The 16,849-nt window shown below is 67.6% G+C and carries 15 protein-coding genes; 1 reads left to right on the top strand and 14 read right to left on the bottom strand.

The genetic code is table 11. From position 1 onward, the window contains the following. Positions 1 to 30 precede the first annotated feature (30 nt). The 3 genes from FV220_RS06360 to FV220_RS06350 all read right to left on the bottom strand — a co-directional run bounded on the left by FV220_RS06360 (position 31) and on the right by FV220_RS06350 (position 4,274). Positions 31 to 1,200: a M20 aminoacylase family protein gene (locus FV220_RS06360; protein WP_018044943.1), complete on the bottom strand. Its 1,170-nt coding sequence runs from the start codon at positions 1,198 to 1,200 to the stop codon at positions 31 to 33. Positions 1,201 to 1,338: 138 nt separating this feature from the next. Beyond that, the gene (gene cueR, locus FV220_RS06355) at positions 1,339 to 1,788 is read right to left on the bottom strand and encodes a Cu(I)-responsive transcriptional regulator (protein ID WP_018044944.1); all 450 of its coding nucleotides are present in this window, start codon (positions 1,786 to 1,788) and stop codon (positions 1,339 to 1,341) included. Next, the gene (locus FV220_RS06350) at positions 1,785 to 4,274 is read right to left on the bottom strand and encodes a heavy metal translocating P-type ATPase (protein WP_147830240.1); all 2,490 of its coding nucleotides are present in this window, start codon (positions 4,272 to 4,274) and stop codon (positions 1,785 to 1,787) included. Before FV220_RS06350 ends, cueR begins: the two co-directional genes overlap by 4 nt. Before the next feature lie 132 nt (positions 4,275 to 4,406). Between FV220_RS06350 and FV220_RS06345 the strand changes: the two genes are divergently transcribed. Then, positions 4,407 to 4,637 carry a hypothetical protein gene (locus FV220_RS06345; RefSeq protein ID WP_238253763.1) on the top strand — a complete coding sequence of 77 codons (231 nt, stop codon included), beginning with the start codon at positions 4,407 to 4,409 and terminating at the stop codon, positions 4,635 to 4,637. Positions 4,638 to 4,653: 16 nt separating this feature from the next. On the opposite strand, the gene FV220_RS06340 is transcribed toward FV220_RS06345, so the two are convergent. The 11 genes from FV220_RS06340 to FV220_RS06285 form a co-directional block, all read right to left on the bottom strand. Next, entirely contained in the window at positions 4,654 to 5,919 is a 1,266-nt protein-coding gene (locus tag FV220_RS06340; protein WP_147830238.1) for an ATP-binding protein, read from the bottom strand. Between the two features lie 30 nt (positions 5,920 to 5,949). After that, a complete protein-coding gene (locus tag FV220_RS06335) occupies positions 5,950 to 7,008 on the bottom strand; it encodes a lysylphosphatidylglycerol synthase domain-containing protein (protein ID WP_187273341.1) in 1,059 nt (352 codons plus the stop codon). Between the two features lie 125 nt (positions 7,009 to 7,133). Further along, a complete protein-coding gene (locus tag FV220_RS06330) occupies positions 7,134 to 7,790 on the bottom strand; it encodes a uracil-DNA glycosylase (RefSeq protein WP_056140690.1) in 657 nt (218 codons plus the stop codon). Further along, positions 7,774 to 8,547 carry a PIG-L family deacetylase gene (locus FV220_RS06325; RefSeq protein WP_056140686.1) on the bottom strand — a complete coding sequence of 258 codons (774 nt, stop codon included), beginning with the start codon at positions 8,545 to 8,547 and terminating at the stop codon, positions 7,774 to 7,776. The genes FV220_RS06330 and FV220_RS06325 overlap by 17 nt, the downstream gene beginning before the upstream one ends. Positions 8,548 to 8,549: 2 nt before the next feature. After that, positions 8,550 to 9,773 carry a glycosyltransferase family 4 protein gene (locus FV220_RS06320; RefSeq protein WP_147830236.1) on the bottom strand — a complete coding sequence of 408 codons (1,224 nt, stop codon included), beginning with the start codon at positions 9,771 to 9,773 and terminating at the stop codon, positions 8,550 to 8,552. After that, entirely contained in the window at positions 9,770 to 10,615 is an 846-nt protein-coding gene (locus tag FV220_RS06315) for a sugar phosphate isomerase/epimerase family protein (protein ID WP_147830234.1), read from the bottom strand. The genes FV220_RS06320 and FV220_RS06315 overlap by 4 nt, the downstream gene beginning before the upstream one ends. Continuing rightward, positions 10,612 to 12,198 carry a YcaO-like family protein gene (locus tag FV220_RS06310; RefSeq protein ID WP_147830232.1) on the bottom strand — a complete coding sequence of 529 codons (1,587 nt, stop codon included), beginning with the start codon at positions 12,196 to 12,198 and terminating at the stop codon, positions 10,612 to 10,614. Before FV220_RS06310 ends, FV220_RS06315 begins: the two co-directional genes overlap by 4 nt. Positions 12,199 to 12,386: 188 nt before the next feature. Next, positions 12,387 to 13,412, bottom strand: a complete 1,026-nt coding sequence (locus tag FV220_RS06300; protein ID WP_147830228.1) for a Gfo/Idh/MocA family oxidoreductase — start codon at positions 13,410 to 13,412, stop codon at positions 12,387 to 12,389. Further along, on the bottom strand, positions 13,412 to 14,596 hold the full coding sequence (locus FV220_RS06295; protein WP_147830227.1) for a methyltransferase domain-containing protein: 1,185 nt from the start codon (positions 14,594 to 14,596) through the stop codon (positions 13,412 to 13,414). The genes FV220_RS06300 and FV220_RS06295 overlap by 1 nt, the downstream gene beginning before the upstream one ends. A 31-nt stretch (positions 14,597 to 14,627) precedes the next feature. Beyond that, positions 14,628 to 15,524 carry a hypothetical protein gene (locus tag FV220_RS06290; protein WP_056140666.1) on the bottom strand — a complete coding sequence of 299 codons (897 nt, stop codon included), beginning with the start codon at positions 15,522 to 15,524 and terminating at the stop codon, positions 14,628 to 14,630. 23 nt (positions 15,525 to 15,547) lie between these two features. Then, on the bottom strand, positions 15,548 to 16,741 hold the full coding sequence (locus FV220_RS06285) for an inositol-3-phosphate synthase (RefSeq protein ID WP_018044958.1): 1,194 nt from the start codon (positions 16,739 to 16,741) through the stop codon (positions 15,548 to 15,550). Positions 16,742 to 16,849 lie beyond the last annotated feature (108 nt).

Here is a 16,849-nt window from a genome sequence, read left to right as displayed (position 1 = left end):
GCGGATTCAGGGACCCGCCCGGATTGACGGTCAGCGAGCCGGCAGAGCCGTCTCGATCACCCTCGCCCAAAGCGAGGCCCCATAGGGAATGGCGGCATCGTTGAAATCGTAATGCGGATGGTGGAGCCCAGCGCTGTCCCCGTTCCCCATGAAGATGTAGGCACCGGGCCGGTGGGCCAGCATGTAGGAGAAATCCTCTGCCGCCATCATCGGCGCCACATCCCGCTCCACATGGCTGTCTCCGACCATCCCTGCCGCCACGTCTGCGATGAATTCCGCCTCGGCCGGGTGGTTCTCCGTCACCGGATATCCGCCGCTGTAATCCACACGGGCGATGGCCCCGTAGGCGGCGGCCGTGTTCGTGACGATGGCATCGATGCGCTCCAGCATGGTGGCGCGTACCGTCTTCGAGAGCGCGCGCATGGTGCCCCGCATGGTCACCTGCTGGGGCAGGACGTTGAAGGCGTCTCCGGCCTCGAGGGCACAGACCGACACGACACCGCTTTCGAGGGGGTTCACGCTGCGCGCCACGACCGATTGCAGCGCGACGACGATGTGGCTCGCCACCAGCACGCTGTCGATAGCGAGATGCGGCTGCGCCGCGTGGCCGCCGCGCCCTTCGATCGTGATGGTGAAGCGGTCTGTGGAGGCCATGATCGGGCCGGGACGGATTGCGAAACGGCCGAGTTCCAATCCGGGGATGTTGTGCAGGCCGTAGACGGTCTCGACGCCGAACCGTTCCATCATGCCGTCGCGGACCATCGCCTCGCCGCCACCGCCGCCTTCTTCGGCTGGCTGGAAGATCATCACCGCCGTGCCGTCGAAATCGCGTGTCTCGGCGAGGTACTTCGCGGCACCGAGAAGCATCGCGGTATGACCGTCATGGCCACAGGCATGCATCCGCCCCGGCACGGTGGAGCGGTAGGCGAGATCGCGCACCTCCTGGATCGGCAGCGCGTCCATGTCCGCGCGCAGCCCGATGGCACGGTTCGAACCGTGCGAGCGCCCGCGAATGATCCCGACGACTCCCGTCCGGCCGATTCCCGTGGCGACCTCGTCGCAACCGAAATCCCGAAGCTTTTCGGCGACGAAGCCGGCCGTGCGATGGACGTCGTATTGCAGCTCCGGATGGGCGTGGAGGTCGTGCCGCCATGCGGTGATCTCATCCGCCAGGGCTGCGATCCGGTCGACGATGGGCATGGTTCACGTCTCTTGCGCGTCTTGGCTCGTCTCGGGCCGAGCTCGTCGACCATAGCGCATACCAGCAAGGGCGAGGCCATTTAGATCGATTTCAAAGGGCGCGGATGACGGATCATGTGCAGAACGTGATGGCTGATGCTAGCGGGAGGGCGGCCTTGCCCGCACGGGCCGTCGTGGAGCCGGCGCATGAGCGGCGGCGAGATCGTCGAGGATCGGGCAATCGGGGCGGGCATCGCCGCTGCAATGGTCCGCGAGCGACGCCAGAGTTCGGGCCATGGCCTCGAGCTCGGCGATGCGGCGCCGCAGGTCCGCAACGTGATGCAGGGCCAAGGCCTTCACCTGGGCGCTGGCGCGGCTGCGATCCTGCCAGAGGGCGAGAAGGCCGGCGATGTCCTCGACGGAGAAGCCGAGATCGCGGGAGCGGCGCACGAAACGCAAGGCGTGCAGATCCTCCTCGCCATACAGCCGGTAGCCGGACGTCGTCCTGCCGGCTGGCGGCAACAGGCCGATTTCCTCGTAGTACCGGATCATCTTGGCCGAGACGCCGGTGGCCTTTGCCGCCACGCCGATGGTGACGGCACCGCTCATCCCAGGCCTCCCACGCGGCGTCCCGCATTACGAAGGCGGAGGGCATTGGCGAGCACGAACACGCTCGACAGCGCCATGGCGCCCGCGGCCAGGACCGGCGAGAGCGACGGACCGCCGAACGCATGGAGCAGCCCCGCCGCCACGGGAATCAGCGCGACGTTGTAGGCGAAAGCCCAGAACAGGTTTTGCGTGATGTTCCGCATCACCGCGCGCGACAGGCCGATGGCTGAGACGATGCCGGACAGTGCCCCCGACATCAGCACCACGTCCGCGCTCTCCACGGCGATGTCCGTACCCGTCCCGATGGCGAGGCCGATTTCGGCCTCCGCGAGGGCCGGAGCATCATTGATACCGTCCCCGACGAAGGCCACGGGACCGAACCGGGCGCGCAAGTCCCGCACGGCCTCGACCTTGCCGCCGGGAAGCACCTCGGCGACGATCTCGGCAATCCCCAGCCGGGCCGCGACCCCAGAGGCCGCTCCCCTGGCATCCCCCGTGACCATGGCCACGACGAGACCCTGTGCCTTCAGGGCCGAGACGGCCTCGGCTGCACCCGCCTTGATCGGGTCCGATACGGCCACGAGGGCGGCGAAGCGACCGTCGATGGCAACGTAAAGGGGGCTCTTTCCCTCACCCTCCAATCGGGATGCCGCCTCGGCGAGGCCGGCCATGGCGATGCCGTACCTGTCCAGATGGCGCCGTGCGCCGACGATGATCGTCTGCCCCCCGACGCTCCCCTCGACGCCGTGGCCCGGCACGGCTTCGAAACGGTCTACGGGAAGCAGGGAAACGCCCCGTTCACCGGCCGCCTCGACGATGCTGCGCGCGATAGGATGTTCGGACCGTGCTTCCACCGAGGCTGCGAGCCTCAGCACCGCGTCCGGCTCGAAGCCGGCCGCCGTGAGGAAATCGGTGAGGGTGGGCCTGCCATCGGTGAGGGTTCCGGTCTTGTCGAAGGCAACGACCTTGGCGTCGCGCAGGGCCTGTAGCGCCGCGCCGTTGCGGAAGAGCACGCCGAGCTCCGCCGCGCGCCCCGTGCCGACCATGATCGAGGTCGGCGTCGCCAGCCCCATGGCGCAGGGGCAGGCGATGATGAGGACGGCGATGGCGTTGACGAGGGCGAAGCCCATTGCGGGACTCGGACCGAAGGCGAGCCATCCGACGAAAGTCATCAGGGATGCGGCGATGACGGCCGGGACGAACCAGCCGGTGACCCGATCGATCAGGGCCTGGATCGGCAGCTTGGCGCCCTGCGCCGCCTGGACCATCCCCACGATCTGCGCCAGCACCGTACGCGCGCCGATCGTGTCCACGCGCAGATCGAAGCCGCCATTGGTGTTCAGCGTGCCGCCGACCGTGCGGTCGCCCTCGCGCTTCCGCACGGGCAAAGGTTCGCCGGTGACCATGCTTTCGTCGACGAAGCTCTCCCCCGCAACGACCACGCCGTCGGCGGCGATGCGCTCGCCGGGGCGGATGCGGACGATATCGCCGAGCCGAAGGGACGCGAGGGGAATGTCGCTTTCGCGACCCTCCCGCATGACGCGTGCGGTCGCCGGCGCGAGTCCGACGAGGCGCGCGATGGCCGCGCCGGTACGCCCTTTGGCGCGAGCCTCCAGCAGGCGGCCGAGGAGAATCAGCGTGACGATGAGGACGGCAGCCTCGAAATAGAGATGGGCCGTCCCGGGCGGCAGAACCTGCGGCGCGAGGGTCGAGACAAGGGAATACGAATACGCGGCCCCCGCGCCGAGGGCGACGAGGGCGTTCATGTCCGGATGCCCCTTCACCAGGGCCGGAAAACCCTGCCGGAAGAAGCGCCGTCCGGGCCAAGCGAGGACGAGAGTGGCGAGAACGGCCTGAAACAGGCCGGCCGCCGTGCCGAGATGAGCCTGGACCGCCTCACCAAATCCGGGGACGAGATGCCCCCCCATGTCGAGGACGACAATCGGCGCCGACAGGGCGGCGGAGATGACGGCATCGCGCCGGAGCTCCGAAGCCTCGCGCTCGTGCCGATCCGCGGGCACTCCTCCCTTCACCTCGCCAACGGGAGTGGCCTCGTAGCCAGCGGTCTCGACAGCCTTTACGAGATCCGCAACGTCGACCGCCCCTTCCGCATGGCGCAGCGTGGCGCGCCCGGTGGCGAGGTTCACATTGGCGGTGCTTACCCCGTCGAGGGCGAGAAGCGCGCGCTCCACGCGGCCGACGCAGGACGCGCAGGACAAGCCGCCGACGGACAGCTCCGTGACGGTCTCGGGCACCTCATAGCCAACTCTGCGAATAGCGGCGACGACGCTTGCCGGGTCGTCGTTCAGTGTCAGGCTGACCCGCCCGGTGGCGAGATTGACGGCAACGTCAGATGCACCGGGAAGAGCGGCAAGAGCGCGCTCGACGCGACCGACGCAGGACGCGCAGCTCATGCCGACGACCGGAAGGTCGAGACGACGTCCCCTGACGGGGTGCTGCTTGGGGGAAGCGATCACGGTATCCATACGAGCCTATGTGGGGCTTCCCATCGTGGGAAGGTCAAGGCTGCGACGCATGGCTCATCGCGTCGCGTGCACATAGCGTCCGGGGCGTTTCCGCGTCATAGGAAGGCGATGATACAGCCTCTCGACACCTGCATGCGAACCTTGAGCGCGCTGATCACCTCCGACATCCCGGCGGGTGAGGCCGAGGCCAATGCCTGCATCGAGACCTATCTCGCGACGTTTCCCGGTCCGGCGAAGCAGGTGGCGGCCCTGAGCATGCTCGACCATGCGGTCGACCAGCGCTTGAGCCCCTCCCCCTTCCTGCCCGTGCTGAAGGCGATCATTGAGGCGCAGTACCGGCGCCTCGGCACCAGCCGGAACTGAACGGCCAGGGCCACGGTCAGAGGGTCGTAGACGTTTCGTCACCAGCCTGCCGTTCCGGTAGCAGCGCGCGGACGGTGGTGCCCCGGTCCGGCTCGCTCTCGATGACGAGCTTGCCACGGTGGCGGTTGACGATGTGTTTGACGATGGCGAGGCCGAGGCCCGTCCCGCCCTTCTGCCGGCTCGAGGCCACATCCACCCGGTAGAACCGCTCCGTCAGACGGGGAATGTGTTCGGGCGCGATACCCGGCCCATCGTCCCGCACGCTGAGCGCGATCTGCGGCTTTCCCGACGCCGGGCGAAGGGTCCGTTCCAGACCGACGACGACGTTGCCGCCCCCGTACTTCACCGCATTCTCCACGAGGTTCTCGACCACGCGGGCGAGTTCGTCGCGCTCGCCGAGCACCGGATAGGTGGCATCCGGCGCGTCGAGGGTGATGCTCACGCCGCGCTCGCGGGCCAGCGGCCCCTGCATGTCCACCATCTGCCGCGCGATCTGACCGAGATCGACGACCTGCGTCGGCGGGACGTGCTCGCGCAGTTCGATGCGCGAGAGCGAGAGCAGGTCGTCGATGAGGCGCGTCATGCGCTGCGCCTGGGTCTTCATGATGCCGAGGAACTTCTCCCTGGCCGGCGCATCGGCCTTGGCCGGCCCCTGCAGGGTCTCGATGAAGCCGAGGAGGGAGGCGAGCGGCGTGCGAAGCTCGTGGCTGGCATTGGCGACGAAATCGACCCGCATCGCCTCAAGGCGACGCGCCGCCGTGAGATCGCGCAGGAACAAGACGACGTTGGGCTGTCCGCCCCCCGGGCCGTCCGGCATCGGCAATGCGCCGATCTGCACCTCGAACGCACGCTCGGTCGGCACACGCGTCGTGTAGAGGGTCTTCAGTGGGGCACCGGTGCGGAGCACCTCCTCGATCCCGTCGAGAACGTCCGGTGCCCGTAAGGCAAAGGAAAGCGGGTGCTTGAGCTTGAGGGCCGGTAGGAGCGTGCGCGCGGCCGGGTTGACCTCGATGACCACGCTGCGCCGATCCACCAGGATCACCGGGTCGGGGATGTTGGCCAGAAGGGCCTCGGCGATGGAATGGCGCGTGCGGGCGGCTGCCTCGGGCGGGGCCACCCTCCTCGGCCGGCTCAGGCTGCCGACGAGGCCACCAATGACGATTGCCACCGCGCCCGCGGCGACGATGGCGGCAAGGTCACCTCTCACGCTCGAGGCGACGACCGTGATCGTGGCAGCGATGCCTGCGCCGATCCAGGCCGATCTTCGCGCGCCACGGGCCATCGCTCACCGCTCCTTGGCCCAAGACACCGCTCAGGAGCCGCTTGACGCGGATGGCGAAGCCCCGCGCACGCGCCGGACGATCTCATAGACGCCGAGCATCGCCAGGGCGACCACGAAGGGAACGAGGTAGTAGCAGACCCGGAACAGCAGCAGCGAGCCGAGGACCTGATCTCGCGGCAGGCTCGACAGGGCGAGCAGGATCGTCGCCTCGAAGACCCCGAGCCCGCCCGGTGCGTTAGAGGCGATGCCGAGCATGGCCGCCAGGACGTAGACGCCGACGAAGGTGGTGAATCCGATGGTCGAACCAGCGGGGAGCAGGACATAGAGCGTCGCCGCCGCAGCGCAGACGTCACCGATGCCCACCACCATCTGGCTCATCGACACCGTGGCGCCAGGCAGTTCGAGGGACCAGCCCTTGACCCTGACATGGCGGCGCTTGAGCGAGACCCAACCGAGATAGCCGAACACCATGAGTAGGGCCGCAAAGCCCACGCCTTGGTTCAGACGGATGCTGGTGAAGGTGAGCGCCGCCAGTTGCCCCGCCTCGACCACGAGGCTGAGACCGAGGACGACCCCCATGCCGAGCCAGAAAGTGAAGCCAGCGATGACGGTGAGCGCCGCGATCTTCGCCGCGCTCAGACCTTTCTTCGAGTAGATCCAATAGCGGATCGTTCCCGCCGTCAGGAGCGGGAAGCCGAGGGTAAAGCTAACCGCGTAGCTGGTGAACGAGGCGAGCGCCGTCGTCCTGTAGGGGACTTTGATCTTGAGCTGTCGCAGGGCGAGGGCGTCGTAGCAGGTAAGGAACAGATAGCTCACGCCGACGAACAGGAAAGCGAAGCCGAGCTGTTCGCCGGTGGCCGCCGTCAGTGCCGCATGCAGCTCGGCCCAGGTGACCTGCTGCGACAGCTTCCACAACACGCCGAGTGACACCGCGAAGATGACGATGCTGGCGGCGGTGCCGAGCCAGGCGTAGCGATTCCTGTAGGAGCGCTTCGGCGCTGGCGGAGCGCAATCCTCCGTTTCGGCCGTCGTCACGGCGTCGGCCGGCTTCACGTCGGCCCGCCGATGATGGTCTCCCGCAAAGTTCATGTCGTCGGCGTCCGCCTCCGCCGGCCTTCCCGCCCAACCTCGACGGCGGCGTGGATTGGGACCGAGCTTTTGCCGGACCGCGGCCCGTGCCCCGGCATTTAGGGTCTTTGCGTCCGGATGGCCAGTCACCTCGGCCCCTCCGCTGGTGAAGTCCGGTATGAGAGTAGCTTCGCCGCGGCTTGGGCCAGCCCCTCGACGATCCGCTGAGCCACCAGGGGGGAGGTGCAGACGAAGGTCGGGCTCGGATGTGGAATGGCGAGAACCGGTATCCCCGGCCGGAGCCGTGAGAGTGGTTCGCGCGACAGGCCGGCCACGCGCCCGGCAAGCACCACGACGGCGAGGGACGGAAGCAGATCGATGAGCGGCGCGAGGTAGACGGCGGCGGACGCGATCTCGGCTTTCCTCGGTGCCCGGTTGAGGGCGCCGGGCGCGTGGATGACCCAGGGAACGGCGTTCCAGATGAGGCTGTCGCGCCGTGCGATACCGGCCTCCGCCATGAACCGGAACAGGTTAGCGGCGGTGCCGGTGGGGTTGTCGCGCGAGACGATGCCGGTGCGGCCGATGCCCGGACCCGGTGTCTCCAGCAGCAGGAGAAGCCGTGCGCCGATCCCACCATCGTGCGGATCGGGGTCCGGCACGGCCGCGGACCGTTCCGCCGCGATCCGTCGCGCCAGCGCTTGCAAGGGCGCCACATGCGCCGCATTTCGGCGTGCGCGACGGACAGCGAGCTGCTCCGGATCGGCGAGGCTCCTTGGCCGGATCACGTCAGCCTCGGGCGGCATGGTCCTCGAACAGGGCGGCAACATCGGCGGACAATGTCCCGGCAAGGCGGAACCGCTCAGTCCTCGCCTCGCCCGCCAGACGACCCATCAACCCTTCCACTCCACCGAACTGGAACGCGAGCTGGGTCGCATAGGCCGAGCAGGAGGCACCCTTCCGCGCCTCGGCCATCGCCGAATAGCGACACGCGCGCTCCGGCAACGCATAAAAATCTCGCTTGAACGGCTCCTTCGGCGCAGCGTCGCGAACGGTATAGGGAAAATCACGCCACCACAGAATCGGAACGGTCCATCGCGCTTGGCTCATGGCGCGGACCAGCTGGACGTGATCGACATGGCCGCCGACGGCCTGCGGGGCGAAGACGAGATCGGGAGAGAGGTCGCCGACGAGGCACGAAACCGCATCGCCGAGGGTATCGACGATGTCGTCGTCGCCGCGAGGTTCGGCGAAGAGCTCCGGTGCGGTGCCGTAGCCGCGATGCGGCGCTTCCCGAAACGGCATGTGCAGAGGCGGCGCGATCCCGAGCGCTTCGGCCGCGTGCCGATCCTCGTCCCGCCGGAGCGCCATGTAGTCGATCTCCGGACCCAGGCCTTTGTCGGTCTGGCAGGCGAGGGCAAAACCCTTCGGATCGGCGACGGTGGCGGTGAAGATCGTCGCCATCACCACCTTCCAGCCAGCTTCGGCCAGGGTCGCCAGGGTTCCCCCGCATGAGAAGGCGGCATCGTCGAGATGGGGTGAGAGCGCGAGGGCGACGGGCATAGTCAGAGCAGGTGGGGCTCGGCGCGGAACCGGCAGGCGGGATCATGCGGAAGGGTGTCCGCGAAGTCAGTCCGGGGACGCTCGCCCGCGACCTCGGCATAGACGTCCATGATCTGGCGGCCGACCGCCGTCCAGGAATAGACGCGGCGGCACTCGTCGAGTCCGTCCCGGGCGAGACGCCGGCGCAAGGGCTCGTCCTCGATGACGCGCCGGAGCGCATCGGCGAGGGCTTCCACGTCGCCGGGCTGGACCAGCAATCCGTTCTCACCGTCGCGCAAGCAGTCGGACACGCCCACCGCATGGGTCGAGACCACGGCGAGCCCCGCAGCCATGGCCTCCAGGATGGTGTTGGAAAAGCCCTCGGCATAGGTCGGCGAGACGAAGACGTCAGCCTGCCGGTAGAGGTCGGGTACGGTGTGGTAATCCGCGTAGCCCGTGAAGCGGATCTCGGCCTCGGAAAAGTTCAGCTCTGCCGCACGGGCCTTCGAGGAATCCACGTCGGGCCCGATGCCGGAGACGATCGTCTCGAATGGGACCCCGCGCGAACGCAGCAGGCCGAGCGCGTCGATGAAGTCGAGGACGCCTTTCCGGCGGTCGACCCGGCCGTGATAGAACAGCCGCACCGGCCCCGCATGCCCGGCGACACCGGGCGTGAAGCGCGCCGTGTCGACGGCGCCGGGCACGATGGTGAAGCGGTCCGGGTCGGAGCCCAGCCGGTCGCAGACCTCCTCCACGAAGGAGCGGCCGCCGATGAGGAGGGCGTTGGCATGGGCCAGCACCTCGCACATGGCGACGCGATGGGTCTCGCAGCACGAGCCGACCCAATGGCCGTCACCGCCCTGGATCGAGACGACGTTGGGAACGCCGATCCGCTTCGAGGCGAGCAGCGTCGCCCAGCCGGTTGGATAGCCGTATTGGGCGTGGAGAAGATCGAAGCGCTGACGTGCGTGCTCGGCCACGATGGTCTCCACCATCGTCTCGATGTCGCGTTCGAAATCGCCGTTCGTCTGCTCGCCCACCTGTTCGAGGCCGAGAACGCGCACGCCCGGCACGGAGGGCGGCGGGCCACCCCCATAGACGCGGGTACCGAATTCATCGCCCCGGTACTGGCTGATCATCGTCACGTCATGGCCGGCATCGACCAGTTCACGCAACAGGTTCTGCGCGTACACGCTCATGCCGGAAATCGCCGGGAAATAGCGGCGGCTGACGAAGCAGATCCTCACGCGTTCACCTCTGCCTTGTGGTTGCGGCAGGTCCGCAGGTAGTCCAGCGATTTCGGCACGATCACATCGGCGCGGTGGCTCTCGCGGGAGAGTTCGACGCAGACGAGGCGCTGGAAGCCGATGGCGTCGAGGGCGTCGAGCACACCGGCGACCTCCATGTCGCCCTCACCGAAGGGCAGGTGGATATGCTCGCCCCGCGCCATGTCCTCAATGGCGACGGTGCCGATCACGTCGGCGAATTCCGCCACGGCCGCCGCCGGATCGCGCTCGCCGGTCACGAGGCAATGGCCGGTATCGAGGGCGAGCCTCAAGCCTTCGATGTTCAAGGCGGCGAAATCGTCCAGGGTCTCCACCAGCATGCCGGGTTCCGGCTCGAGGCAGGCGACGATGCCCTGCTCACGGGCATAACCCACGATCTCGGCGACGCCATCGCCGAGCCAGAGGCGGGCCTCTTCCCGGTCGATGCCGGATCTCGGAACGCCGGCCCAAAACGACACGGCTTCCGAATGCAGGATCACGGCGATGTCCACCGCCCGCTTGAGGAACCCGATGCGCCGGGCGCGCCCGGAAGCGTCCGCGCTCACGAGGGTCGGCTCGTGCTTCGCCCTTGGGTCGAGGAGGAAACGGGCACCGGTCTCGATGACGCTGCCGAGGCCGAGCCGTTGCAGCCGGCTCGACACGCGCTGGGCCTCCTGGACCCAGTTCTCGGCGAACGGATCGAGATGGTGGATGTCGAGAGTCAGTGCCACGCCCTGGTAGCCGGCATCGGCGATGAGATCGATGGCGTCGTCCAGGCGATGGTTGGCCATGCCGTTGGTGTTGTAGGCGAAACGAAGGGTCATGCCGCCCTCCCCTGCTGTTCGAGGCGGAACGGCGCGTGATGCGATTCCGGCTCGCGGTAAAGCGGGTAATGCCGCCCAACGATCTCGTCGGCCAGGGCCACGTCGAAGAGCGGCTGGCCACCGAGACGATCGAGCGCTTCGGGGGTGAGAAGCACGGGGAGCTTCGTCTCGCTGGCCTCACCGAACGTAATCAGCGGATGGTCCCGCTCGATCAGTTTGGCGGCGTTGCGCTCGCCGATGCGGTGATAGCTCATCGTCTCGACTTCCAACCCTGGTACGATCGCCTTGACCACGCCGACGCTGCCGCCTGGCGGAGAGCAATCGACGTAGAGAACGTCGAACCCGGCTTCTTCGAGACGCTCGCGGGCGATCCGTCCACGGGCATGGCCGTCGGGGGCCTCCGTCGTCGGCAGGTCCGTGAACGCCTTGGTGCTGCGCTCGGAATAGACCGTGTCCTTCAGAACGTCGCGCAGCCCCTCCGGCGGCAGGACGATCCATTCGAGCATGGCTTTCAGGGCGCGGCTCTCCTCCAGATCGAGGCTCGGCAGAGCCTTCTGGATGAAGGCGTTGACGTAGCCCGGCGGCGTCACCCGTTCGGCGAAGGAAAGTGGGCCGTGGCCGAAGGCCTTGCGCACGCGGGCCGCCTGGAATTCGAGGAGCGCCTTGCGCAGGGCCCGCTCACGGTCCGGATCACAGGCCTCGCCGCAGGCGGAGAGGGCCACGGGGACCGGAGCGTCGGCGGGGTTCCGGTCGTGGCCGACGACGTAGATGTTGGTGAGACCGAACTGGTCGGTGGCGAATTTCGGCAGCGCCCGGATGCCGAGATCGTCGAGACGGGCGAGCATAGCCCTGTTTTCCGGGCCGATCCCGTCGAGATCGAGCATCACGCCCTGGTCGAGGGCGCGGAACAGGAGGCCGTTACCGTCGCGCTGGAGCAGTTCGAGCAGGCCGTGGCCGAGGGCGAACTCCACATCCGGCCCGGCGCCGAGGCCGTTGGTGATGAGGTTGGTGAAGGGCTTGTAGCCCTCCGACAGTTCGAAATAGTCCGTGGCCGCGATGTCGAGGGGCATCAGAACGGTCTCGCCCGTGCGCGCCCGGACGCTCGGCGTCCATTCGAGCACCGTGTCGCGGCCGACCGGGGAGCCTGCGGGCAGACACAGGGTGAGCGGATCGGCGACTGAGCCAATGCCGAAGACCTTGGTCAGGTCGTGGTAGGAGCCTCGCTCCTTCTTGCGCGGCATGACCGCCAGAGACGGCATCAGGTTCTCGGCTATCTCGGCCACCGCGCCGATCAGCGCCTCGTCGTCGGTGGCGCCGTAGCCGATACCGCTCGGCATGGCGCCGACGAAGAACGGATCGTCGAGGAACAGCGAGACGAACCAGACAGGGATGCCGGTCCGGTCGAGAGGGGCCAGGGGGAAGCCGACGATGCGCCCCTTCGGCAGGATGTCGAGATAAGCGCGCACGGGCTCGGGCAGCGACGCGGGCAGCCCCTCGATGACCCGCGGGCCGCCATAGGTGTAGGGCCGGGGAGACTTAATGCGCGGGTCGCGCGCCCGGGCGTCCTGATCGTGTTCGCTCATGTCGGTCGTCCCTCAGTTCAGGATAGTCCCACCCATCGACCTCATCCTGAGGTGCCGCAGCCTCGCTGCGGCCTCGAAGAAGGCCTCCAGGACCGAAAGCGATCCCTGGAAGTCTCTTTCGAGGCTGCTTCGCAGCACCTCAGGATGAGATCCGGGGTGGGAAGCAAGTAGGCGTCGCGGTCCGCATTCTAGTCCTCGACGACCCGAGCGGTCCGGCAACCTTCGTAAGCTCGCGCCAGGAGCCGCATCGTGTGAAGGTCGCGCTCGGCACTGTAGGCGTCGCGCTCGGCGGGCCGGCGCAGGGCGGAGCCGAAGGCGCGGACCTGTTCGAGGAAGGGCGAGGCCTCTGCGTCGAAGGAGAGGGCTTGCGCCTGCCCGCTGACACCGTCGGTGAGGCTGAGCGTGCCGCCCGCCACCTGCCCCATCGTGTCGATGGCGGTGAGGGCCCCCTTGGTGCCGATCACTTCGAGGCGGCGGCGCGGCAGCGCGTCAGGGCAATTGTAAGCGACGTGAAGGTTGGCGAGGATGCCGGAGCCGGTACGGCCGATGAGAAGCGCGCCGTCGTCGACAGCGTAATCCTGCGCCCTCGCCTGGGTCAGAGCGGCGATGTCCTCTATCGATTCGTCAAGGAGGAAATCAACGAGGTCGATGCCGTGGGGTGCCAGATCCATCAGCGCCCCGCCGCCGGCCTTCAGCGGGTCGATGCGCCAATTGTCCTGGCCGGCGAAGGACGTCCAGGCGCGGTCGAGCCAACAGGCATAGACGATGCGGATCGTGGTCACGGCGCCGATGCGGCCCTGGCGGATCGCGTCGCGCATGGCCCGGTGCGCCGGGTGGTGACGCTGGTCGAAGGCGGTGCCGTAGAAGATGCCGCCTTTGCTAACCGCAGCGACCATCGCCTCGGCGTCGGAGAGCGAGGCCGCCATCGGCTTTTCGCAGAGCACCGCCTTGCCCGATGCGGCGAGGGCCTCCACCGCCTCTCGGTGGAGGTGGTTCGGGGTCGCCACGTAGACCGCCTCGACCTCCGGCTCAGAGAGCAGACCGGCGATGTCGGCATGAGTGCGCGCGCCCTCGGCCTCGGCCGCCGCGCGCGAGGCTTGCCCGGAATCGGACACGGCAACGAGCCGATGCCCCGCCGCGCGGATGCCCGGAGCCATGTAATCCCGCGCGACCCAGCCGTACCCGACGATGCCCCAACCGATCGAATCGCCCATCACCAGCGCTCCGGCAGGTCGACGAACTCGCGGCGGCGGACACGGTCCTCGTGGGGCGATTGCTCGCCGCCGACCCAGTCGAGGATCTCGGGTCCGTCCGAATGCGACGGATAGGTGACCCGGGACGCGTATTCCGCCTCGTAGCGTTCGGAAGGCCAAGCGACGGTGTAGCCGCCCGCCGGGTCGGGCTCATAGAGAGGGTTGAGGCGAAGCGACGTTCCCTCGCTCGGCCAGGTCAGACCATCGAGGATGGCGCGCGGGGCTGGCCTCATTCCGGCGCCGGCGACCACGGAGAACGCCTCCACATGTCGCAGGTCGGCCGGGCGCCGTGGCGACGGCGCGCGCTTCTCGACGAGGGCGCGGGTGAGTTCGTCGTCATCATAGACGAGCGCGTCCGGAAACAGCTCCTCGATCTCGTCCGCCGAGACCGCACGACCGGCCGAGAAGCCCGGCCGCTCGGAATTGTGAATGTGGCTGAGAACGAGCCAGCCATCGTCGCCGGCATTCTGGCGGAGGCATTCGAGCACGGCCGGCTTGTCGTCGAGGAAATAGAACGCGTCGTTGCAGACGACGAGATCCACCGGCGCACCCGGGATCGGCCAATGCGGCGAACCGGCGTCAAAACAGACGAACTGCGCCGTCTCGCCGACGACCCAATGGCGCGCCACCCAAAGCTTGGCGAAGACGACGTCGGCGCCCGCTACTTTGACGCCGCGCGCCTGGATCTCGCGCAGATAATGGCCGATGCCGCAGGCGAATTCGAAGACGCAGAGGGGGTCGTTCCAATGCGCTTCGAGGAGCGTCAGCCCGGCGAGGTAGGTCGGGTCGGTCCAGCGATGCAGGAAGTAGTCGCCGACCCGGCCCCAGCCGAGAAGACGCACGGCGTCGCGCAGACTGGCCTTGCTGCGGTCGCGGACGAGGGCATGGAGGTCCAGGGGATCGGCCGGCGGGCCGGTCCACCAATCGTCCTGATCGGCAAGGAGACCCTCCAGGGCGAGATCGTCCTGACCGTTGTCGAGCAGGGCGAGCGTAGATTCGACGAGGTCGTCGCGCCCGGTCCGGAGGTAGGGAATGCCGTCCACGACGGGCCAGCGCGCATTCGTCTCCACGTCGCGCAGGGAATGCGGCGTGTCGACTTTGAGCGCGTGCCCCGTGTGGGGGGAAAGGAGGTCGAATGGAATCATGACACGCGGCCCATCCTGCCGCTGCAAACCATCACGGGATTCGCATGTCCCTGAGGACACGGTCGTGGAAGCCCTTCACCGGGCCGGCATGGACCAGTTCCATGTCGTCGAGCACGGTCGTCATGGTCAGGGACGCGGCCTTAAGGTGTTGGGAAATCTGAAGAACCCGGTCGATGCAATCGGCGGCGTGGAAGGCGCGACCCTCGGCCGTCGCATCGTCGGGCAGGACGGCGCGCGCCCGCTCAACGGTCTCGCGCAAGGGGGCGTCCAACTCGTCGAGAGCCCATTGCGTGGTCCGCGCCATGATTGGAGCGAGGTGGTCGCCGAGCAGCATTTCGCCGGTGAAACCGGCATCGGGCATTGCCGCGTTGTGGAAGTGGTGGCTCATGGCCGCCAGGAAGACGAGGGTGGGGTCGGCCCGGTAGAACGGGCTCAGCACGACCCCGTAGACCGCCACCATCAGGCAATGTTCGGCATGGTTTTCCGGCGGTTCGAGCAGGATGCGAGGCTTGCCGGGACAGGTCACGCCGGCCCTCGGCTGGTGGCTCAGTGCCGCCACGAAACCCGGTAAAGGACCGCCATGCACCACCCCGTTCGTGCGCAACGCGACGGCCATACGCCGTTTCAGATCGGGGTCGACCGTGGCGGTGACGGCGTCGAGTCCGGACGTGAGAACGTCGCCGATTTCCGCCTCGCCGAGACCGGTGGAGGCGAGGAAAGCGGCGTCGAGGTCACAGAGCCGGGAGGCCGCGAGCGCCTTGGCGGTGATGTCGATGGCGACCGTCTCGGGATCGGCGCCACCGGTCAGGGCCGACCAGCCTTGAGCGAACAGCCGCTCGGCGATGGAGCCGATGCGCCCGGCCGAATGCACGCGCTTGAGGTCGTTGAGCTCGACGAACAACTCGCGCAACGCGAAGGGGGCAGCCATGCCGCCCCCCGTATCGGACGAGGTCATTGCTGGCCGCCGAGCCACTCGAGCAGCATGTGCTGCTGCTTGCCGAAATCGTGCTCCGGCCCATGGCCGTTGGCGACCATCGGCGCCTTGAAGAACGAGGACAGCTGCTCCTGCGGGCCGCTCTCGCCGCGCTTCTTGGCGAGGTCGAGAACGCGGGCGATCTCGATCACCAGGGGTGCGGCGAGGATGGAATCCTTGCAGAGGAAGTTGACCTTGATCTGCATCCGCTGACCGAGGAAGCCGGTGACGTCGATATTGTCCCAGGCTTCCTTGTCGTCGCCACGCGGACGGTAATAGTGGATGTGGACCAGATGGTCCTCGACCGGATAGCCGAGGATCGAATCCAGCACCGTACCCTTGGTGTTGAGCTTCGACTGGAGCGAATCCTTGTCGTTCAGGGCGAGACCGTCGCGGTTACCGAGGATGTTGGTGGAGAACCAACCATCCACGTGCAGGGCACGGGCCTTGAGGGCCGGCGCCAGGACGGTCTTCATCATGGTCTGGCCGGTCTTGCCGTCCTTGCCCGCCAACGGCACGCCGTTCTCGCGGGCGAGTTCGAGCAGGGCCGGAATGTCGGCGGCCACGCTCGGGGTGAAGTTGGCGTAAGGCACGCCGCTCTGGATCGCCGCATAGGCGTAGAGCATCGCCGGGCTGATCGCCTCGTCGCTGGAATCGAGACCCTTCTCGAAAGCGTCGCGCGAGTTCAGTGCGGGCGCATCCAGGTTGGGCCAACGTTCCGTGGAGGCGAGGTTGATCACGACGACTTCGTCGAGATTGCTCTCCAGGCGAAAACGACGAAGGTCGTTCGCGATGACGGAGACCGCCTCGCGGTGATCGGCGGCGACGATGCGGTTGGCACCCTCGATGTTCTTGCAGAACTTGGCGCTGCCGACAGCCGGCCAGGGCTTGATGCCCTTGAGCACCTGGGCGCCGTTCTCGATATCCTGCTTGGTGAGCACGCCGTGGCCGGTGGCGGCCGAGGCGAGATCGTCGTCGTTGAGATCCCAGCCGCCGAAAACGAGATCCTTGTAATCGGCCAATCCGGCCACCGAGAGGCCTGCGAGAGGCAACCCGTCGAGGCGGTTCGATCCGGATTTGATCATCTCGATGCCGGCGATGGCGGTGGTGGCGACAGCGCCACCCATACCGACGAAGGCAACGCCGACGCGGCGACCGGTCTGCATGCTCATTGGAAAAAGGCTTCCTTCAATGGGTCCATCGGGGCGCGTCTCGTCGATGTTTCGAAATCGCCCTCTGGGACCATCGTAACTGGGCTACGGAGCCTTCGTTCCAACCCC

This window comes from Methylobacterium sp. WL19 (assembly GCF_008040005.1).
Taxonomy (GTDB): Bacteria; Pseudomonadota; Alphaproteobacteria; order Rhizobiales; family Beijerinckiaceae; genus Methylobacterium; species Methylobacterium bullatum.
Note: the sequence above shows the minus strand (reverse complement) of the source record. Positions and strands in the feature narration are given on the sequence as shown.